The sequence below is a fragment of the Acinetobacter sp. MB5 genome (genome assembly GCF_003261585.1).
In the GTDB taxonomy this organism is placed as follows: domain Bacteria; phylum Pseudomonadota; class Gammaproteobacteria; order Pseudomonadales; family Moraxellaceae; genus Acinetobacter.
This window is the reverse complement of the sequence record NZ_POVU01000004.1, coordinates 100,588-120,344: the sequence shown is the minus strand read 5'-3', so window position 1 is coordinate 120,344 and position 19,757 is coordinate 100,588. Positions and strand designations below refer to the sequence as shown.

Below are 19,757 nucleotides of genomic sequence, written 5' to 3'. Positions count from 1 at the left end.
TCAATTGAGGAGTCCTAAGTGGCCCAATATATTTATACGATGAACCGAGTGTCGAAGATGGTTCCGCCTAAGCGCGAAATCCTCAAAGACATCTCTTTATCATTCTTTCCAGGCGCTAAAATCGGTGTACTTGGTCTTAACGGTGCAGGTAAATCGACTCTACTCCGAATTATGGCGGGCGTAGACAAAGACTTCTCTGGTGAAGCACGTGCACAACCTGGAATTAAAATTGGCTATCTAGAACAAGAACCACCACTAGACCCAAATAAAGATGTTCGTGGCAACGTTGAAGATGGCGTACGTGAAGCATTAGATGCTTTGGCACGTCTAGATCAAGTGTTTGCTGAATATGCAGAACCAGATGCAGACTTTGATGCCTTAGCCAAAGAGCAAGAAAAACTTGAAGGCATTATCCATGCTTGGGATGCTCATAACCTCAATAATCAGCTTGAAATCGCTGCGGATGCATTGAACCTTCCTGCATGGGATGCTGATGTCAGTCTGCTTTCAGGTGGTGAGCGTCGTCGTGTTGCGCTTTGCCGTTTGTTATTGTCTAAGCCAGACATGTTGCTTCTTGACGAACCAACGAACCACTTGGATGCTGAATCGGTTTCTTGGTTGGAGCGCTTCCTTAAAGATTTCCCAGGCACGATTGTGGCGATTACGCATGACCGTTATTTCTTGGATAACGTGGCCGAGTGGATCTTGGAGCTTGACCGCGGACACGGTATTCCTTACCAAGGTAACTATTCTTCTTGGCTTGAACAGAAAAATGCCCGTTTAGAGCAGGAAAACAAACAAGAAGAATCTTTTGCTAAAGCATTGAAAAAAGAACTTGAATGGGTTCGTTCAAATGCCAAAGGTCAGCAAAAGAAAAACAAAGCGCGTATGGAACGTTTTGAAGAGCTTAACTCTCGTGAATTCCAGCAACGTAACGAAACTTCTGAAATCTACATTCCACCTGGCCCACGTCTAGGCAACAAGGTTGTAGAAGTTGAAGGCATCAGCAAATCGTTTGATGGTCGCTTGTTGTATGAAAACTTGTCATTCACTGTGCCACCAACAGCAATTGTCGGTATCGTAGGTCCAAATGGTGCGGGTAAAACCACACTATTCCGTATGATGACAGGTGAACAACAACCTGACACAGGTACGGTGACTTTGGGTGATTCGGTGAAAGTGGCGTATGTGGGTCAGATTCGTGACACACTGGACGACAACAAAACCGTTTGGGAAGAAGTGTCTGGTGGTTTAGACATCTTGAAAGTTGGCGATTACGAGATTGCTTCTCGTGCTTATATCGGTCGCTTTAACTTTAAAGGTCAAGATCAGCAAAAACGCGTAGGTGAATTGTCAGGGGGTGAGCGTAACCGTTTACAACTTGCAAAAATCTTGCAGCAAGGCGCGAACGTGATCTTACTGGATGAACCATCGAACGACTTGGACGTAGAAACTTTACGTGCACTTGAAGATGCAATTTTGGTGTTCCCAGGGACTGTCATGGTCGTATCGCATGACCGTTGGTTCCTTGACCGTATTGCGACACACATCTTGTCCTTTGAAGATGAACAGCCAGAATTCTACACGGGTAACTATACCGAGTTTGAAGCCTACCGCCGTTCTAAGTTAGGTGATGATGTTCAGCCGCATCGTAAAAAATACAAAAAAATCAGTGGGTAAATGACACTGATTGCAATTATTGCTGGGATCATAAGCTGCACATTACTGATTGTGCAGCTTGGTTCTCTTTTGATTGCTTTTCGACGACTCAATTCTCCAGTTCATTCTTCTAAAATAAAAAACACACCGCACATTACACTGATTAGACCACTTTGTGGTCTAGATAATTTTGCAGAAGAATTACTTTTATCCTGCTTTAAACAGGATTATCCATGCTATGACATCCTTTTTTGCGTTGCTTCCGAACAAGATCCCGTGATTCCTTATGTGAATCGATTGATTGCCTGTCATCCTGACATATCCGCCAAACTTCTAATTGGAAATGATCTAATTACGAAAAATCCGAAACTCAATAACATTGTGAAAGCGTGGCAGAGTACATCTGCACAATGGGTTGCGATGGCGGACAGTAATTTGCTGCTCCCACCAGATTATTTAAGCTCATTGATTTTGAGCTTTAATGAGCAAGATACAGGATTGGTGAGTTCACCTGCGATTGGGATTCGACCAAAAAATCTGTGGGGTGCAGTTGAAGCAGCATTATTGAATACACATCAGGCACGTTGGCAGTTTTTATCCGATGCAATCGGTCTCGGATTTGCACAGGGCAAGACCCTGTTTTGGCGAAGAGATGTTCTTGATCAGCAGGGTGGATTAGCTGCATTGGGAAATGAATTAGCCGAAGATGTTGCATCGACAAAACTGGTGAGACGTGCAGGTTTGAAAGTCCATTTAACACCACATCCTTTTGCTCAGCCGATTGGTGAACGTACATTACGTGCAGTTTGGGATCGTCAATTGCGCTGGGCGCGTATTCGTCGGTTGGGCTTTTTTTGGTTATTTATTCCTGAAATACTGTTAGGCTCTCTGCCTGCCATGACCAGTCTGATGTATCTGGCTTATTTACAGATGATCCCTTGGATACTTCCTGCTGCGGTCTTTATTTTATGGTATGGCGCTGAGTGGATGATGGCGAGACAGCTCCGTTGGCCACATAGTGCCAGAGATGTCTGGGCAATGATTATTCGTGATATGCTATTACCATTGTTATGGCTATGGTGTTGGGCAGGTCGCAGTTTTGTATGGCATGGTAATGCCATGAGTGGATCTGCCTCTGCAACAACACAAGAGCATAAAGAGGTGGAGCATTAATCCATGTTTGATCTCTCAACCACGGAAGCCTTAATCAAAGCACATGGCTTGTTGCTTTTAACGCCTTTGGCTGTGATTGAAGGTCCAATTGTGACGGTGATTGCAGCTTATCTGGCACGTCTCAACTATTTCAGTCTGTTGGCAGTGATTGGCGTGGTGATCACGGCCGATCTGATAGGTGATATTTGTTTTTATCTGGCTGGTCGTGGCATGGTCAAGAAGGGTGGTGTTCCACCAAAATGGATGCAACGTTTAGGGCTGAGTCCAGCCAGACTAGATGGTCTGATTCGTAAATTTGATGTAGAGGGCGGTAAACTTATTGTTATCGGCAAACTCACACATTCAGCGGGTATGGCAGTTTTGTTGGGCGCTGGTATTGCAAGAATGCGTTTTATTCCTTTCATTTTTTACAGCACGATATCGACGATTCCTAAAAGCCTTTTATTTGTTGCAATTGGTTATGGCTTTGGAAATTTCGTTAGTCAGGTAGATCACTGGTTTGCTGTGGTTTCTTTGATTTTGTTGGTTATTATTGTTTTAGTCAGCATGTATTGGCTGAAGAGAACCTCATGAAATTAAGTTGTATTATTCCTGCCTACAATGAAGCACCCCGTATTGGAAAAGTACTTGATGCAGTTTGTGGACATGCGTTTGTCCATGAAATTATTGTTGTGGATGATCAGTCTACAGACAATACCGTTGAGGCCGCACAACGGTCTGGCGTCAAGGTAATTTGTTTAGATCAAAATGGCGGTAAAAGTAATGCTGTTGCGGCAGGGATTTCTGCTGCATCGGGTAGTCATGTGCTTTTGCTCGATGCTGATCTGATTGGGTTGACTGCACTGGACATTACCACGCTGGTTGAACCAATATGGTCAGGTCTAGCCGACGTGTCTTTAAGTCTGCGCGGTAATAGTCCATGGCCGTGGCAGGTGATTGGATTGGATTATATTTCAGGTGAGCGTGTCTTCAGACGTGATCAGGTGGTGAAATATCTGGATGAAATTGGAACATTGCCCCGTTTTGGTTTAGAGGTCTGGTTAAATCATTTATGGCTTGCAGATAACTCCAGAATTAAAGTTGTGCGTTGGCCAGATGTGATGAGTCCGTATAAAGCGAAAAAAATGGGATGGTCGCAAGGCGTTATCGCGGATATTCAAATGCTGCGTGATATTTTTAATACCGTTCCATTACGTAAAGCCACCATGCAAATTATGAAAATGTGGGCTAAACAAAACAAAGTGAAGAAGATTTTACAGTCCAATCATGGCTAACTCACCATTGGTGATAGTTACAACTTTTTTCATGGGAATGATGTTCATTGCATCATACGAAATACAAAAATTAGCCGTTCATTGCTGCTAACTCAAAAACCAGCTTTAGAGCTGGTTTTTTATTACGAAAAGTAGGTTTGCTGAAACTGACTGTCTAATAAATCTTGTGCTGGCAAGTGACCGTTGCTTGCTGCCAATTGGAGCCATTTTTTGGCTTGTATTAAATCTTGGTTTAAACCGAGTTGTCCATTTAAATAGCAGAGTGCCAATTGGTATTGTGCATCTGGATAGCCGCGACTGGCTGCACTTAAATAATTCCAAAGTGCATTTCGTTGATAATTATATTCTAGTGTCTGCTCAGGATGTTGTTGGAGTAAGTCTTGATAATGTTGTGCTTCTAGAAACTCATCCATGGCTTCTGTACTTTGAATAGGTAGCTGATCATCTGATACAAGTAAATGAAACTTATCAAATAAATTGTGAATCTTAAACATTTTCTATCCTCCGTTGATATGAATGTTGATGGTTTTTTTATTGTTATATTTCTCCTGATGTGCTGCTTTTATCTTCAATATAGCGCTGTGTCTTTGTCTTGAATAGAGTCGTGCATTTAAATTTTTTCAAATTGCGTTCAGCGCATGATTTGGTTAGACTCGGCACGATTGGTGCTGTTGTTCATGGAAATCATGTCACGTTTAACGGTTTGGGTCATGCTACTGGCTTGTTTGTTTACATTTCAAAGTGTTTGGAATGTGGCTGCGGCATTTTGCATCCATGAAAACCAAGCTGTGATCCAGCAAACTCTAACAGAACACTTTGGACATCACCAACTGGCATCAGAGCATCGTACACAGCATGTGAAGGTATTGACTGCGATACAAGATTCGCCTGATGTTCAAGATCATAGTGACCATTTACCGTCATTTTCACCTGTGATGACCGTGGCACAAGCGCATATGCTTGTTCCGCATCATATTTCTACGCAAGTACTGCGGCATTATGACTGGAACAATTTATACCAGTCACCTGATTTGTTTGCTGCCAATCCACCGCCTGTTTTTGCCCCGCTATTGGTGGGGTAGCCGAAAAATCGCCCACCGTAATCTTTTTTAATTACGGGGCAAAACCATGTCTTTTTCTTTATTCCATGCATCCGCATGGCGTTGTAGCATGCTGCTTGGTGTCTACAGTCTGGCAACTTCTGTGGGTTATGCCGCAGAGCATCCGCTGACTTTTCAGCAAGTTTTGACTCAAGTTGAGCAATATCAGGTGCAGCAAGGGCTATGGCAGGCACGTGAAAACATTGCCAATGCGCAGCAACAACAGAGCCGCTTGTGGGAAAATCCAAGTCTTTCAGTACAGCAAACGGGTTTTGGTTCAAGTGAAGATCGTGAACTTGAAATCAATCTATCGCAAAAAATCGATCTGTTTGGTGAACACCGTGCAGCTCAGCAGTTGGCAAAACTGGAGCTGAGTCAAGTCCAACTTGATCGACAACTTTATCGGGCACAGTTGCAACTGGCACTCAAATATCGCTGGGTGCAACTCGCAGTGTTGCAACAAGAGCAGCAACTGACTCGGGCACAACTGAAAAGCAGTCAGGCATTACTCGATGCCACCCGTCTGCGCTATCGGGCGGGGAGTATTTCCCAGCTCGATGTGGATCGTGGTTTGATGGCGCACATCGACAATCAACTGCGAGATCAACAGCTACAGCAAAGTGTACAGATCGCCAAACGTCAGTTGGCACATTTATGGGGTGAAAACAGCAACGCTGCCTTTGATCTGAAACTTGAAAATCCACTCAGCAGTACAGAATCTGCCGTTGAGCAGCATCAACAGAACAACCTGATGAATCGTAGTTTGCAATTGCAAAGTCAGCAACAGCAAGCACAGCGTCAGCATTTACGTGCTCAAGCTCGCCCCAATCCAACCCTGTTGGTGGGCATGGTGCGTACTCAAAGTGCCAATCAAAATAATACTGAACAACAATTGCGTGTTGGTGTGGAAATTCCACTCACTTTGTTCAATCGGCAGCAATATGCCCAACAGATGGCACAGAGCAAAGCCGATTATTTAGATTATGCGCAGCAGCGTTATCAGCAAAATACAGAGCATTTACTTGAAACAGCATTGTTGGAGCTACGCAATTTAAATCAGCAACTCAGTTTGGTCAAAGATCAACAAATTCCATTGTCGGAGGGCATTTTACAAAAAATTTTGCAAGGTTTTCAGGCAGGTAAATATGCCATGAGCGATGTGCAGCAGGCGAATTTGCAATTGCAGCAACAGCGATTGCAACAGGCACAGCTTTTTAAAACAGTCTGGCAAAAAGCACTTGAGGCCGAGAGCTTGGCTTTGGGAATTGAGCCGAGTGTGGTGGGTGCAGAAGATGCCATTGCTCAGATTCAACAGCGTTTTTCCGCTAACCTTGTAGGAGCACAATAATGTCAAATTCAATACAAAAATCGCAATGGCTTTGGGTGGTGGTAATCATTCTCCTGACGGTGGTGTTGGCGGCGGGGTTATTACTCAGCAATCAAAAAGAGACCCACGCTGAAAGTGAAACTGAGCATAGTGAGCAGAAAGCAGCAGGGCATGCCGATGAGCCTGAGGGTGTGGAATTTAACGCGGCACAAATGCAGCAGCAGGGCATTCAACTGGCACAAGTCGCCTATGGTGAGGTCAAGCAAAGTGTCAGTTATCCTGCGACGTTGTTGGTGAATACTGATCAGCAAGCACATGTTTCGCCAAGTTTTGCAGGGCGTGTGGAGCAGGTCAATGTTGAAATGGGTCAGCAAGTGAAACGTGGACAGGCTTTAGCGACGTTGTTTGTGCCTGATGTTGTCGATCAGCAGGCTAGCTTAAGCATGGCACAGCAAAATTTGCAGCTTGCCGAGCAGGATTATCAGCGTGAACGCCAGCTTTGGCAGCAGGGAATTTCTGCCAAGCAGGATTATCAGCGCGCTTATAGTAGCTACCGCCAAGCACAAATTACGGTGCAGGCAGCACGTTCGCGTTTGAGCGCATATGGGGTGAATGCCAACAGTCAGGGGCGTTATGTATTGTATGCTCCGATTTCTGGGGTGATCAGCAATAAAGACTTGGTGGTCGGGGAAAATGTGCAGCTCAGCGATCAACTATTTACCATCGATCAACTGGGGCAATTGTGGCTCGAATTTGTCTTGCCAAGTTCAGCGCAGAACTTACAACCTGAGCAAAAAATCCAGTTTAAGTCCTTACAAACAGGCAAGATTTTCCAAGCTCAGATTCAAAGTTTAACGGTCGAAGCGGACAAATCCTCTGGGCGTTTAAAAGTTCGTGCCAAAGTGCTGGAGGCTTCGAGCGAATTACGTCCCAACCTGATGGTCAATGTTTTGTTCGATGCCGAACAGCCGAAACAGGTGCTACGGGTTGCCAAAACCGCCGTGCAACAGCTTGAAGGCAAACATGTGGTTTTTGTGGCAAAAGCCGAAAAGGATAAAATCCATTTTCAGCCTGCTGAGGTTCAGTTGGGTGCATATTCGAGTGATGGGCAATGGGTCGAAATTGTGTCGGGACTCAAAGCTGAGCAACGTTATGTTTCGGCAGGCAGTTTTGTGCTGAAGTCGGAAATGGAAAAAGGCGAGGCTGAGCATGGACACTAAACTGCCACAGCCTGAAAGCTGGTTTGACCGAATCATTCAGTTTGCTATTCAAAATGCCCTGTGGGTGATGCTGTTTACCTGTGCTTGGATTGCAGTCGGTGTATATAGCTATCAGAAACTCTCGATTGATGCCGTGCCTGACATTACCAATGTGCAGGTGCAGATTAACTCGCAAGCCAATGGATTCACTGCGCTAGAAGTCGAGCAGCGGATTACCTATCCGATTGAAACTGCGATGGCGGGCATGGCGCATTTGCAGCAGACCCGTTCCATTTCCCGTTATGGGTTGTCGCAAGTCACGATTATTTTTGAAGATGGCACGGATATTTACTGGGCACGGCAACTGATTAGCCAGCAACTTCAACAAGCCAAAGCTGAGTTACCCGAAGGAATTGAACCGCAACTTTCACCGATCTCAACAGGTTTGGGCGAGATTTACCAGTGGGTGATTAAGGCTGAGCCGAACGCCAAAAAGCCTGATGGGCAAGCTTATACTGCAATGGATTTACGCGAGATTCAGGACTGGATTGTGCGTCCGCAGTTGCAGCGGGTGCAAGGTGTGGCGGAAATTAACAGTATTGGCGGTTATAACAAAACCTATGTGGTTGCCCCTGATTTAAAACGCCTACAACAACTGAAAATTCCACTGAGTGATGTGCACAATGCACTGCGTGATAACAATGAAAACCGTGGTGCAGGATTTATTGAGGACAATGGACAGCAGCTCACGGTGCGTGTCCCAGGCGTACTGAATTCACTACAGGATATTGAAAATATTAGTGTTGCCAACAAAAATGGTCTACCGATTCGGGTAGCAGATGTCGCACGAGTTTCCATCGGGCATGATTTGCGTACAGGCGGTGCAACTTACAATGGTCAGGAAACCGTGCTGGGTATCGCCATGATGATGATGGGGGAAAATAGCCGTACTGTTGCCCAAGCGGTACATGCCAAAATGCAGCAGATTCAAAACAGCCTGCCCAAAGGTGTGGTGATTGAAACCGTGTATGACCGTACTTCACTGGTGGATAAAGCCATCAAAACCGTGGCGAAAAACCTGATTGAAGGTGCAGTGCTGGTCATCGTGATTCTGTTTACTTTCTTGGGAAATTTCAGGGCTGCGCTGATTACCGCCTGTATTATTCCACTGGCGATGCTGTTTACCCTGACAGGCATGGCAAAGCAACAGATCAGTGCCAACCTGATGAGTCTGGGTGCACTGGACTTCGGCATCATTATCGATGGCGCAGTCGTGATCGTAGAAAACTGTATTCGGCGTTTGGCAGAGGCTCAGCACCGAACAGGCAGATTGTTAACCCGTAGCGAGCGATTTCGTGAAGTGTTTTTAGCGGCGAAACAAGCGCGCCGTCCGCTGATTTTTGGGCAAGCCATTATTATGGTGGTGTATTTGCCGATTTTTGCCTTATCAGGCGTGGAAGCGAAAATGTTCCACCCGATGGCATTTACCGTGGTGATTGCCTTGGTCGGGGCGATGATTTTGTCGGTGACCTTTGTACCTGCGGCAGTGGCGTTATGGGTGACGGGTAAAGTGCAGGAAAAACCAAGCCGCTGGATGCTGAACTTACAACAAGGCTATGCCCATATTTTAGATCGTGCTTATCAATATCGAATCGTCGTGTTAACCGCAGCACTCAGTTTATTGGTACTGACAGGGGTACTCGCGACTCGAGTCGGCAGTGAGTTTGCACCGACCTTGAGTGAGGGCGACTTTGCAGTGCAGTTGATGCGTGCACCGAGCACAGGCATTGAACAGTCATTGAAAATGCAAGAACAAGCCGAGCAGCAGCTCTTGCAAAAATTCCCTGAAATTAAAGCCATCTTTGCTCGTACAGGCACGGCTGAAGTCGCAACTGATGTCATGCCACCCAATATTTCGGATGGGGTGATCTTACTCAAACCGCATGAACAGTGGTCAAATCCAAATGAAAGCATCGATCAACTCCGTGAGCGCATGCTGAAATTTGTCAGCACTTTAGCGGGCAATAACAGCGAATTTTCTCAACCGATTGAACTGCGTTTTAATGAGCTGATTTCAGGCATTCGCAGTGATGTCGGTGTAAAAATCTTTGGTGATGACATGACTGTACTGAATCAGGAAGCTGAAAAAATTGCCCAAAAACTGCGAGGAATTTCAGGGGCAAGTGAAGTCAAAGTGGAGCAAACATCAGGGCTGCCTGTGCTGAATGTCGCGATTGATTCTGCATTGGCTGCGCAATATGGCTTGTCGGTTAAATCAGTTCAGGACTTGGTCGCGAGCAGTGTCGGTGGGCAAAATGTCGGGCAGATTTTACAAGGCGATCGACGTTTTGATTTCGTGGTACGCTTGCCTGAGGAATCACGTAACGCTCAGCAATTGGCTCAACTACCGATTCAGTTGCCGAATGGTGGGTTGATTCAACTCCAAGATATTGCCAAAGTTGAGCAGGTCTTGGGTTTGAGTCAGGTCAGCCGCGAACAGGGAAAACGCCGTGTGGTGGTGACTGCCAATGTGCAGGATCGTGATTTGGGTTCATTTGTGGCAGAGATGCAGCAAACCTTACAGCAACAGCCATTACCGACAGGTTACTGGCTCGGTTTTGGTGGGCAGTTTGAAAATCTGGCTTCGGCAAAAGCCCGTATGCAGATCGTCATTCCTTTGGCTTTGCTGATGATTTTTGCCTTGCTCATGGCGGTTTTTTCTAATGTTAAGGATAGCCTGTTGGTGTTTAGCGGTGTGCCATTTGCCTTGTCGGGTGGTGTAGTTGCGCTTTGGCTGCGTGATATTCCCTTGTCAATGTCAGCAGGCATTGGATTTATTGCACTTTCAGGTGTTGCAGTCCTTAATGGTTTGGTGATGCTGAGTTTTATCAAGGAATTGCGTGAAAACTATGCGGTGCACCGTGCCACATGGCAGGGTGCTATTTTGCGTTTAAGACCTGTGTTGATGACCGCCTGTGTCGCATCTTTAGGTTTTATTCCGATGGCGCTTGCGACAGGCACGGGTGCAGAAGTGCAACGACCTCTGGCGACTGTGGTGATTGGTGGGATTCTATCTTCAACGGTGCTGACTTTGCTGTTATTGCCTGTGATTTACCGTTGGCTGAATGAGAAATTCAGCTAAGTCTTTTTAAAATAATCACGTTGGACAAAGTTCAGCATTTTGTCTAACGTGGTTGTGATTACCATAAAAACAGGAGTTCCTGTATGAGTGGACACCATCATGGTCATGAGCATCATCATGCTGTTGTGACCGAAAATAATTCAAAAAAACTATGGCTGGCATTGGGTTTGACCAGCAGCTTTTTAGTCGTTGAGATTATTGCGGGGTTTTTGACTCAAAGTTTGGCATTGCTGTCAGATGCAGCGCACATGTTTACCGATGCTGCTGCTTTGGCAATCGCATTGATTGCGATCAAGATTGGCAAACTGCCTGCCGATGATAAACGGACGTTTGGCTATCAACGCTTTGAAATTTTAGCAGCACTGTTTAACGCACTGATGCTGTTCATTGTGGCACTCTACATTTTATATGAAGCTTATATTCGCTTTAGTCACCCACCCGAAATTCAAAGTCAGGGGATGTTGATTGTTGCGGTCTTGGGACTGATCGTTAACCTGATTGCCATGAAAATCTTGATGTCGGGTGCAGAAGATAGCCTGAATGTGAAAGGGGCGTATCTGGAAGTGTTGAGTGATGCTTTGGGGTCGGTTGGGGTGATTGTTGGTGCAGTGGTGATTGATTTGACCCAGTGGGTTTGGGTGGATACGTTGATTGCAGTGCTGATTGGTATGTGGGTGTTGCCGCGTTCTTGGCTCTTGCTCAAACAAAGTATCAATATTTTGCTGGAAGGTGTGCCTGATGAAATTGATATTGAGGCACTACGCCAAGACTTGCTCTCACTGGAGGGGGTGGAAAGTATTCATCAGTTAAAAGTTTGGGCAATCAGCTCGAAGAATATTCACCTTGCGGTACATTTATATGCCCCGCAGGCCGAGCGTAATCATTTGTATGATGAAGCTACCGAAATGCTGACACATCGTTATGGCATTCGGCAGGTGACTTTACAGATTGAAGAAAATCCCTGCCATTCTCATGAACATTTGCATCAGCATTAAGGTTCTATAAATGCCATTCATGATTGCAGTCACGGCATTTCCATGCTTTTTGTGACTGCAAGAAACCTTGCATCGACACTTTGAAGTTCGGTAACTGACGCCAAAATAGTAAGCCTGAACCTACAGTCACGACAAACACCACACCTGTGGCGATTTGCAGAATCGGGCTTGCACCTTTGGCAAAAATCCACATTACCATACATGCAACTACAAGAAGTAATAACAAGAAAATAGAAAATACCAACACCACCAGACTTTTTGGAATTTCTGGACGGACGGCATTCGCGCCTTGAGCAACAGGCATAATTTTAGCGCTTTGGCATTGTGGGCAACGGTATTGCATAAACACTCCCAAATCAATTTATGGTTATTTTAGCGAACTTCATGACAAAGCAAAAAGTTGAGTCGAAAAAAAACCACTGATCAGGTCAGTGGTTTTTTAGAATCTGGCGTCCCTACGGGGATTCGAACCCCGGTTACCGCCGTGAAAGGGCGATGTCCTAGGCCTCTAGACGATAGGGACTTATTGAGGCAACACTTATGAGGTTTGGTGGAGCCAAGCGGGATCGAACCGCTGACCTCTACAATGCCATTGTAGCGCTCTACCAACTGAGCTATGACCCCAGTCTGTGTGAGCGCAATATTAGGGGCATTCCACTCACACGTCAAGCAAAAATATTACTCAGTCGCTTCGGTTGCTTCATTTTTCGGCAATTGAATGCTTTCATTGAGTTTTTCCCAAACTTTAAGCTCTTTTTTACTTGGGCCACCCACGATTTCAAGGGCACGACGCAGGCGAGCATAGGTTAAGTCTGGGCCGATGGTGACCATGGCTTGCATGACAGGGGTAGAACTGGTCGAACCTGCAATCGCAATAAAGAATGCTGGCATAAAGTCACGCAGTTTAATGCCCATTTGGTTGGCCAAGTCCATCAGGATTTGACTGACCGTGTCATTGTTCCATGTGAAGATTTTTTCCAGACGCCAGATGGCAAACTGTAAGCTTTGACGAACTTGTTCTTGGCTGAGTTTTTTGCTTTCAAACATTTCAGCGGTGATGTTTGGCATGTGGTTAAAGTAGAACGCTGACCAGTTTACAGCTTCTGACAACAAGTTGATCCGTGGCTGAATCGCTGCTGCAATATCTTCCAGTTTTTTGCTGTCATTTTGCCAAGTCAAAATGCGCTCAAGCAGTTGAATCGGGCTTAAACCTTTAATCCACTGACCATTTAGCCAGTTGAGTTTGTCTACATCAAACACTGGACCACCCAAAGACACACGGTGAATGTCAAAATTGTCCATCATGTCCTGTAAGGTAAAGACTTCACGTTCGTCAGGCATTGACCAGCCCATGCGACCCAAGTAGTTCAACAAGGCTTCTGGCAATACACCGATGTCACGGTAGTAGTTGATTGAAGTCGGGTTTTTACGTTTAGACAGTTTTGATTTATCTGGGTTACGCAATAACGGCATGTGGCATAGCTGTGGCATGTCCCAACCGAAATATTGGTAAAGCAACTGGTGTTTCGGTGCAGAAGGTAACCATTCTTCGCCACGGAAGACATGGGTAATTTGCATGAGATGGTCATCGACTACGTTTGCCAAGTGGTAGGTTGGCAAGCCGTCAGTTTTGAGCAAAATTTGCATATCCACTTGTGCCCAAGGAATATCCACCTCACCACGCAGTAAATCATTGACCTTACAAATGCCTTCTTCGGGCACTTTCATACGAATTACATGCGGTTCACCTGCTTCAAGGCGACGCTGAACTTCTTCTTGTGAAAGTTTGAGACCGCGACCATCGTATTTTGGAGATTCACCGCGTGCTTGCTGTTCTGCACGCATTTGATCCAATTCTTCTGCGCTGGCAAAACAGTAAAATGCGTGTCCTTTTTCCACCAACTCTAAAGCATATTGTTTGTAGATATGCATACGCTCAGACTGACGGTAAGGTGCATGTGGGCCACCAACATCTGGACCTTCAGACCATTCGATACCTAACCAGCGTAATGAATCCAGAATCATTTTTTCTGATTCAGGGGTTGAACGTAGCTGGTCAGTATCTTCAATACGTAAAATAAACTCGCCGCCATGTTGTTTGGCAAAGCACAAGTTAAACAATGCAATATAAGCTGTACCTACATGAGGGAAGCCTGTAGGAGATGGCGCAATACGAGTACGGACTTTCATAATGGATTCAGTTTTAAACTCTAATGCGGGCTATTATAACGAAAAAAGCCCTGTAAAACGTGAAAAAACCAACGTAATACAGGGCGAGATTCGAATTGATCTGTGCTGTGAATTAAGAGTCGCGTGTTGGGAATAATGCTTGAAGAAGTCGAGAGAAGCGTTCATGTTGATAAGCGAAAAAACTTTGGCTTGGCTGTACATGAATGGCATTTAAAATCTTGATGCTATCTAGATCTGAGTCAATGGCTTTGGTGTTTTGCTTTTGTCGACTCAGTTCTTTTTCAATTAAAGATGGGTGATGGGTATTTTTATTGAGTGTACTGGCCGCTTTACTCAAAAATTTATCATTTTTATTTTGGATGACATTCGCATAGCTGCCTGTCACACCTAAACCAAGGCACAACCCAAAAACTACACTACGAAAATATGTCATAAAATAAAACTCCAGAAAAATTAAAGCGACTGTTTTTGTTATTGCCTAAATGTACATCGGTACGGCGGCTGTATTTCCAGTGACTACTATAGCGTACATTCATATAAAATAAAGTGTATTTATTTTACAAAACGATGACATGAAGTATTTCGATAAGTAAAGAACAGGTCATAAGTGTTTTTTAACAAAGAACTATGTAGTCAAGATGAATATATTCTGAAAATCCAAGTTACATTGTAATCGTGCTAGCAAATGATCATTCAGGTTGGGCCTTAAAATCATCATACTTTTGGATTCATTTTCTTAAACACAATAAAATCACCGATCATGATTAGACAGGAATTCAAAGATAAAATTCGGGTCTTAGACATTGGATGAAAATTTATTTAATTCTAGGATAAAATTTTGATCTTTGTGATGAATAAAAAACAGCACCATTTGGTTTTTAATATGTGGAGTTTTTGAGGGAATTTATTCAAACTTATAAGCCACTTACTTTCGGACATCTGCTTTAAGTAGTGATTTGCTGGTTTTTTTAACAAAAAACGGAAATAACTATCGCAAAATAATATTTCCGTACAAAAAGCCGTTTGGAACTTGAATGAAACATGGAGATAATGTGCAATTACATTTTCCATTCGCGATTTCCGTTTGTATGTCACATATTTCTGTATTACTTCATGAAACTATAGATGCGTTGTTAGCAGATCGTCATACAGGAATTTATGTCGATGCCACTTTTGGGCGTGGTGGGCATAGTCGGTTACTCTTGTCAAAACTCGATGCCAATAGCAAAGTGTATGCGTTTGATAAAGACCCTCAGGCACTCGCCGTTGCTGCCGAATTAGAACAACAAGATCCACGTTTTAAAATTATTCATGCCAGTTTTGCCGATCTGCAACAGGAATTAAATGCGCTTGGGATTACCCAAGTCGATGGCATTATGGCCGATTTAGGCGTGTCTTCCCCGCAACTGGATCAGGCTGAACGTGGTTTTAGTTTTATGCAAGATGGCCCTTTAGACATGCGTATGGACAATTCACAAGGGCAAACAGCCAGTGAATGGTTGGTGAATATTGAAGAAGAAGCTCTAGCAAACATTATTTTTCAGTATGGCGAAGAACGTTATAGCCGTCGTATTGCACGAGCAATTAAACAGGCGGGAACCATGACGACAACAGCGCAGCTCGCAGAAGTGGTGAAAGTCGCCCATCCGAAATGGGAAAAAAATAAACATCCTGCGACCCGAACTTTTCAGGCGATTCGTATTGCCATTAATAAAGAACTCGATGATATTGAAGTCTTTCTCCCCCAAGCGGTTGAGATGTTATCAGCACAGGGTCGTCTAGCCGTGATTAGTTTTCATTCTTTGGAAGACCGTTTGATTAAGCAGTTTATTCAAAAAGAATCCACTTTGGCTGAAGATAGTGGTTGGGGAATGCCTCAACAGCAGGTCGATACACGTCGCCTGAGAAAAATTGCACGGGTTCGTGCCAGTGAGCAAGAAGTTAAGAGTAATCCTCGCTCACGTAGTGCGTGGTTACGTGTAGCTGAACGATTAGACAAATAATAAAAGGCGTGCAATGAATACAGCGGTTGTTGAAGAAAAACCAGTCAAAAATCGGATTGTGCTAAAAAAAGGGCTGACCTATTTGGTATTGGTTTGCCTGATTTTTATCAGTGCAATGATGGTCGTCTTTGAAGTGTATGAATATCGACATGATTATCGGCAGATGAGTAGCTTGCTGCGAGGTGAGGATGACTTAAATGCTGATTGGGGGCGTTTGTTGATTGAACAGCAGACCTTTGGCGCTACAGCCCAAATTGGGACACGTGCCGTGACACAGCTCCGTATGTTTTCACCATCACCTTCGGATACTGTCGTGATTTCTCTTCCTTCAACAGCGCAAAAGAATTAAGGTCAGCTCAATGACTGAAAAACGAATGAATTTAAAACGCAAAGCTACGGTTTCTGTGACTGAAAAAAGCGAAATCGCTTTTGATCAATGGCGCTTTTATCTGTTGTGGGGCATTGTCTTAATCTGCTTCATTGCTTTGGTGTTTCGTGCGTTTTATGTGCAAATCATTAATCGTGATTTCTTGCAAAATAAAGCCAATGCACTGATTTTACGTGATGAAACCATTAGGCCGATGCGTGGGATCATTAGTGATCGTAATGGCGTGCCGCTGGCAATCAGTACCCCGATCATGAAAGTGGTGATGGATACGCGTGATTATTTTGATAATAAAAAACTCTATGATGAAATGACTGCGCCTCTTAAACCGGGTGAGCGTCGAAAACCAAAACAAAAACTCCCTGATAAAGATTTTGACCTCGATGAACTCGCCAATGTGGTCGGTGTGGATGCAAATTGGCTAAAAAAGGAGATGCAGGCACATCCGAGGTCGCGTTATTTGGTATTGAAAACTGAAGTACCACCACCACAGGCTGACTTTATCTTAAAGCACAACTTCCAAGGGATTTATACGGAAAAATCCTATAAACGTTTCTACCCGCAACCGCAGCCCAATGCACAGATTATTGGTTTGACCAATAGCGATGGTAAAGGGGTTGAAGGCTTGGAAATGAAGCTGAACAAGAAGCTAACAGGGATTAGCGGCTTGCAAGTGAATGTTCGAGATAAATACGGCAACCGAGTCAAAGATCCTGAAGTGATTAAACCTGTACAGGCGGGTGAAAACTTTACTTTAAGTATTGATTCACGCTTACAGTACATCATGTATCGTGAGCTGGCAGCGGCGGGGGTAGCAAATAATGCACGCTCAGCCACTGCAATTGCGGTGGATGTGAAAACGGGTGAAATTCTGGCAATGAGCAGCTGGCCATCGTATAACCCGAATGACAAAGATGGTTTGAATAATAAAGATGCCATGCGTAACCGCGGGGCAATTGACATGTTTGAGCCAGGTTCAACCATGAAACCATTTACCATTTCTGCGGCACTGGAGAGCGGTAAATATACAACAACCACGACGATTAATACTTCGCCAGGTTCAATGCGAATTGGTAACCATATTATTCATGATACGCATAACTATGGTGTGTTGACGTTGGGCGGAATCATTATGAAATCTTCCAACGTAGGGGCAGCAACGATTGCGTTGTCGCTGCCAACACCGACCATTCCAACCTTCTTTAAACGCGTTGGATTTGGTCAGCGTTCTGCGGTGCATTTCCCTGGGGAAAGTCCAGGTTTAATCTTGCCATCGAAATACTGGAATGCCTCTGAAATCGGTACCATGGCTTATGGTTATGGCCTCAATGCAACAGTTTTACAATTGGTGCAAGGTTACGCCATGCTGGCAAACCATGGTGTGGAAATGCCACTTACCCTGTTTAAGTTGAATAAACCTGCTCAAGGTAAACAGGTTCTTGACCCTAAAATTGCCAATGAAGTGCTGCTGATGATGGAGCAGGTGACTCAGCCAGGCGGTACTGCAGTTCAGGCGCAAATTCCAGGTTATCGTGTCGCAGGGAAAACGGGGACAGCACATAAACTCAATGCTGACCGCCGTGGGTATTCTAAGACTGAATATCGTGCATTGTTTGCAGGGGTTGCACCTGTGAGTAACCCTCGTATTGCGATGGTCGTGGTAGTCGAAAATCCGCAAGGGACGTATTATGGTGGTACGGTTTCTGCACCTGTATTTGCACGCGTTATGAAAGAATATTTACGCTTGCTCGATGTACCACTCGATAAACCATTACAAGCCCCTAAAATTCAATAATTGGTGAGTTTTCATGTCGATTACGTTGCAACAGATTTATCCTGTTGAGTCAGTTCAAACTTGGATGACCCAAGCGTTTGGTGGGTTTTGTTTAGATAGTCGTGCTGTTGAAGTGGGGCAAATTTTTATTGCCCTGAGCAGTTATTCACAACCTGAAAAAACGTTGGCCTTTGCTCAAGCTGCATTACAGCAAGGCGCGATTGGTGTCATTGCAGAGCAGGCTTTGGCACTAGAAAACTGTCTGGCGTGTCCAGATGTACGTCTGAAAATGGGTGAATGGCAAAAAGCCTATTTACAGGCAACTGCGCCGACTCCAGATCTACGTATTTTGGCAGTCACGGGGACTAATGGAAAAACCACCATTTCCCGTTTAATTGCGGAATTGATCAGTTCTCAGGAACAGCGTTGTGCGGTGATGGGAACAACAGGGAATGGGATTTTACCAAATCTGGAAACGTCGACACATACTACGGTCGATGCCATTCATCTGCAAAATTTATTGCACAGTTATGCTGAACAGGGGGCAAGCTTTGCATCGCTTGAAGCTAGTTCACATGGTCTGGAGCAGGGTCGTTTAAATGGCTGTGATATTGAAATTGCGGTGTATAGCAATTTAAGTCGTGACCATCTGGATTATCATAAAACGCTAGAAGCGTATGCAGAAGCTAAATCCCGCCTGTTTGCATTCCCCACACTGAAATATGCGGTGATTAATCGGGATGATGCGTATGCAGATGTGATGTTAACCGCAGCCCGTCAAAATCCTGCACAGCCGAAAATTTTCACTTATGCAATTGAACAACAAGCTGATTTTTATGTGTCAGATTTAAGTTTTAGCTTGCAGGGTGCACGTTTTACCTTACATAGTCCAGTCGGGCAGTTTACAGTCCATAGCCCGTTGCTTGGCAAGTTCAATGTTGAAAACCTCTTAGGCAGCTTAATTGTAACGTATGCGGCAGGCTTTGACTTGGCTGAATTGGTTGCTGCTGTTCCAGAATTAATAGGCGCTCCAGGACGTATGCAAGTGTTGCGCGATCAACAACGCTTGTTTGTGGTGGATTATGCACATACCCCTGATGCTTTGGTTCAGGTCCTGACCAGTTTACAGCGTCATGTTGAGCACCGTTTATGGGCTGTTTTTGGTTGTGGTGGAGACCGTGACCGTGGCAAGCGCCCACTGATGGTTCAGGCAGCACTTGCTCATGCTAATCCAGTTCTGTTGACTTCGGATAATCCCCGCACTGAAAACCCTGAACAGATCTTTGCTGATATGAAGCAGGGAATTGATTTTAGCCAGCATGAAGTACACGAAATTCATGATCGCCGTGAAGCAATTAAGTTTGCTGTCGGGCAAGCACAAGCAGGCGATATTGTGGTGATTGCAGGCAAAGGACATGAAAATTATCAGGAAATCGATGGCGTTCGTCATTGGTTTGATGATGTGGTAGAAGTAAAAGCGGCTATCGATCATCGGCACGGAATGCTCACCGCGTATTCAGCTTTGGAAAATTAACG

At 44.7% G+C, this 19,757-nt stretch carries 17 protein-coding genes and 2 tRNA genes; 13 read left to right on the top strand and 6 right to left on the bottom strand.

The window, feature by feature from the left end; genetic code table 11:
* Nucleotides 1-18 precede the first annotated feature (18 nt).
* From ettA to C1A47_RS07045, 4 genes are read left to right on the top strand one after another with little or no spacing between them, the layout of a single operon-like run.
* Entirely contained in the window at nucleotides 19-1,680 is a 1,662-nt protein-coding gene (gene ettA, locus C1A47_RS07060; RefSeq protein WP_111893803.1) for an energy-dependent translational throttle protein EttA, read from the top strand.
* Nucleotides 1,681-2,832 (top strand): ceramide glucosyltransferase, encoded by a 1,152-nt coding sequence (locus C1A47_RS07055; protein ID WP_111893801.1) that lies wholly within the window; start codon nucleotides 1,681-1,683, stop codon nucleotides 2,830-2,832.
* Between the two features lie 3 nt (nucleotides 2,833-2,835).
* The gene (locus tag C1A47_RS07050; RefSeq protein WP_111893799.1) at nucleotides 2,836-3,405 is read left to right on the top strand and encodes a DedA family protein; all 570 of its coding nucleotides are present in this window, start codon (nucleotides 2,836-2,838) and stop codon (nucleotides 3,403-3,405) included.
* Nucleotides 3,402-4,106, top strand: a complete 705-nt coding sequence (locus C1A47_RS07045; protein WP_111893797.1) for a glycosyltransferase family 2 protein — start codon at nucleotides 3,402-3,404, stop codon at nucleotides 4,104-4,106. The genes C1A47_RS07050 and C1A47_RS07045 overlap by 4 nt, the downstream gene beginning before the upstream one ends.
* Nucleotides 4,107-4,228: 122 nt before the next feature.
* Here C1A47_RS07045 and C1A47_RS07040 read toward each other — a convergent pair whose 3' ends face one another.
* Nucleotides 4,229-4,600, bottom strand: a complete 372-nt coding sequence (locus C1A47_RS07040) for a tetratricopeptide repeat protein (protein ID WP_111893795.1) — start codon at nucleotides 4,598-4,600, stop codon at nucleotides 4,229-4,231.
* 144 nt (nucleotides 4,601-4,744) lie between these two features.
* Between C1A47_RS07040 and C1A47_RS07035 the strand changes: the two genes are divergently transcribed.
* The 5 genes from C1A47_RS07035 (at nucleotide 4,745) to C1A47_RS07015 (ending at nucleotide 11,869) form a co-directional block, all read left to right on the top strand.
* Nucleotides 4,745-5,188, top strand: coding sequence for a cation efflux protein, CzcI-like (locus C1A47_RS07035; RefSeq protein ID WP_227539745.1), 444 nt, complete (start codon nucleotides 4,745-4,747; stop codon nucleotides 5,186-5,188).
* A 46-nt stretch (nucleotides 5,189-5,234) separates the two neighbouring features.
* Complete coding sequence (locus tag C1A47_RS07030; protein ID WP_227539744.1) at nucleotides 5,235-6,554, top strand: TolC family protein; 1,320 nt, start codon at nucleotides 5,235-5,237, stop codon at nucleotides 6,552-6,554.
* Nucleotides 6,554-7,753, top strand: a complete 1,200-nt coding sequence (locus C1A47_RS07025; protein ID WP_111893791.1) for an efflux RND transporter periplasmic adaptor subunit — start codon at nucleotides 6,554-6,556, stop codon at nucleotides 7,751-7,753. Before C1A47_RS07030 ends, C1A47_RS07025 begins: the two co-directional genes overlap by 1 nt.
* A complete protein-coding gene (locus C1A47_RS07020) occupies nucleotides 7,743-10,874 on the top strand; it encodes an efflux RND transporter permease subunit (protein ID WP_111893789.1) in 3,132 nt (1,043 codons plus the stop codon). The genes C1A47_RS07025 and C1A47_RS07020 overlap by 11 nt, the downstream gene beginning before the upstream one ends.
* Before the next feature lie 83 nt (nucleotides 10,875-10,957).
* Entirely contained in the window at nucleotides 10,958-11,869 is a 912-nt protein-coding gene (locus C1A47_RS07015; RefSeq protein ID WP_111893787.1) for a cation diffusion facilitator family transporter, read from the top strand.
* Nucleotides 11,870-11,873: 4 nt separating this feature from the next.
* Here the strand turns inward: C1A47_RS07015 and C1A47_RS07010 are convergent, their stop codons facing one another.
* The 5 genes from C1A47_RS07010 to C1A47_RS06990 all read right to left on the bottom strand — a co-directional run bounded on the left by C1A47_RS07010 (nucleotide 11,874) and on the right by C1A47_RS06990 (nucleotide 14,492).
* Nucleotides 11,874-12,212, bottom strand: a complete 339-nt coding sequence (locus tag C1A47_RS07010) for a hypothetical protein (protein ID WP_111893785.1) — start codon at nucleotides 12,210-12,212, stop codon at nucleotides 11,874-11,876.
* 104 nt (nucleotides 12,213-12,316) lie between these two features.
* Nucleotides 12,317-12,392 (bottom strand) — tRNA-Glu (locus C1A47_RS07005).
* Between the two features lie 25 nt (nucleotides 12,393-12,417).
* Nucleotides 12,418-12,493: transfer RNA gene (locus tag C1A47_RS07000), tRNA-Ala, on the bottom strand.
* A gap of 54 nt (nucleotides 12,494-12,547) precedes the next feature.
* A complete protein-coding gene (gene gltX, locus C1A47_RS06995) occupies nucleotides 12,548-14,059 on the bottom strand; it encodes a glutamate--tRNA ligase (protein ID WP_111893783.1) in 1,512 nt (503 codons plus the stop codon).
* Nucleotides 14,060-14,171: 112 nt separating this feature from the next.
* Complete coding sequence (locus C1A47_RS06990) at nucleotides 14,172-14,492, bottom strand: hypothetical protein (RefSeq protein ID WP_111893781.1); 321 nt, start codon at nucleotides 14,490-14,492, stop codon at nucleotides 14,172-14,174.
* 655 nt (nucleotides 14,493-15,147) lie between these two features.
* Between C1A47_RS06990 and rsmH the strand changes: the two genes are divergently transcribed.
* The 4 genes from rsmH to C1A47_RS06970 are packed head-to-tail and all read left to right on the top strand — an operon-like array spanning nucleotide 15,148 to nucleotide 19,755.
* Entirely contained in the window at nucleotides 15,148-16,062 is a 915-nt protein-coding gene (gene rsmH, locus C1A47_RS06985) for a 16S rRNA (cytosine(1402)-N(4))-methyltransferase RsmH (protein WP_111894083.1), read from the top strand.
* A 13-nt stretch (nucleotides 16,063-16,075) separates the two neighbouring features.
* Nucleotides 16,076-16,411, top strand: a complete 336-nt coding sequence (locus C1A47_RS06980; RefSeq protein ID WP_111893779.1) for a cell division protein FtsL — start codon at nucleotides 16,076-16,078, stop codon at nucleotides 16,409-16,411.
* Between the two features lie 10 nt (nucleotides 16,412-16,421).
* On the top strand, nucleotides 16,422-18,242 hold the full coding sequence (ftsI, locus tag C1A47_RS06975) for a penicillin-binding protein PBP3 (RefSeq protein WP_111893777.1): 1,821 nt from the start codon (nucleotides 16,422-16,424) through the stop codon (nucleotides 18,240-18,242).
* A 13-nt stretch (nucleotides 18,243-18,255) separates the two neighbouring features.
* Nucleotides 18,256-19,755 (top strand): UDP-N-acetylmuramoyl-L-alanyl-D-glutamate--2,6-diaminopimelate ligase, encoded by a 1,500-nt coding sequence (locus C1A47_RS06970; RefSeq protein ID WP_111893775.1) that lies wholly within the window; start codon nucleotides 18,256-18,258, stop codon nucleotides 19,753-19,755.
* Nucleotides 19,756-19,757: the final 2 nt, after the last annotated feature.

Coding starts and splice junctions, on each gene's coding strand:
- gltX (WP_111893783.1), bottom strand. CDS start 14,059: ATGAAAGTCCGTACTCGTATTGCGCCATCTCCTACAGGCTTCCCTCAT.
- C1A47_RS07040 (WP_111893795.1), bottom strand. CDS start 4,600: ATGTTTAAGATTCACAATTTATTTGATAAGTTTCATTTACTTGTATCA.
- C1A47_RS07010 (WP_111893785.1), bottom strand. CDS start 12,212: ATGCAATACCGTTGCCCACAATGCCAAAGCGCTAAAATTATGCCTGTT.
- C1A47_RS06990 (WP_111893781.1), bottom strand. CDS start 14,492: ATGACATATTTTCGTAGTGTAGTTTTTGGGTTGTGCCTTGGTTTAGGT.
- C1A47_RS06970 (WP_111893775.1), top strand. CDS start 18,256: ATGTCGATTACGTTGCAACAGATTTATCCTGTTGAGTCAGTTCAAACT.
- C1A47_RS07055 (WP_111893801.1), top strand. CDS start 1,681: ATGACACTGATTGCAATTATTGCTGGGATCATAAGCTGCACATTACTG.
- C1A47_RS06980 (WP_111893779.1), top strand. CDS start 16,076: ATGAATACAGCGGTTGTTGAAGAAAAACCAGTCAAAAATCGGATTGTG.
- C1A47_RS07015 (WP_111893787.1), top strand. CDS start 10,958: ATGAGTGGACACCATCATGGTCATGAGCATCATCATGCTGTTGTGACC.
- C1A47_RS07050 (WP_111893799.1), top strand. CDS start 2,836: ATGTTTGATCTCTCAACCACGGAAGCCTTAATCAAAGCACATGGCTTG.
- C1A47_RS07020 (WP_111893789.1), top strand. CDS start 7,743: ATGGACACTAAACTGCCACAGCCTGAAAGCTGGTTTGACCGAATCATT.
- C1A47_RS07030 (WP_227539744.1), top strand. CDS start 5,235: ATGTCTTTTTCTTTATTCCATGCATCCGCATGGCGTTGTAGCATGCTG.
- C1A47_RS07045 (WP_111893797.1), top strand. CDS start 3,402: ATGAAATTAAGTTGTATTATTCCTGCCTACAATGAAGCACCCCGTATT.
- C1A47_RS07025 (WP_111893791.1), top strand. CDS start 6,554: ATGTCAAATTCAATACAAAAATCGCAATGGCTTTGGGTGGTGGTAATC.
- rsmH (WP_111894083.1), top strand. CDS start 15,148: ATGTCACATATTTCTGTATTACTTCATGAAACTATAGATGCGTTGTTA.
- C1A47_RS07035 (WP_227539745.1), top strand. CDS start 4,745: ATGATTTGGTTAGACTCGGCACGATTGGTGCTGTTGTTCATGGAAATC.
- ftsI (WP_111893777.1), top strand. CDS start 16,422: ATGACTGAAAAACGAATGAATTTAAAACGCAAAGCTACGGTTTCTGTG.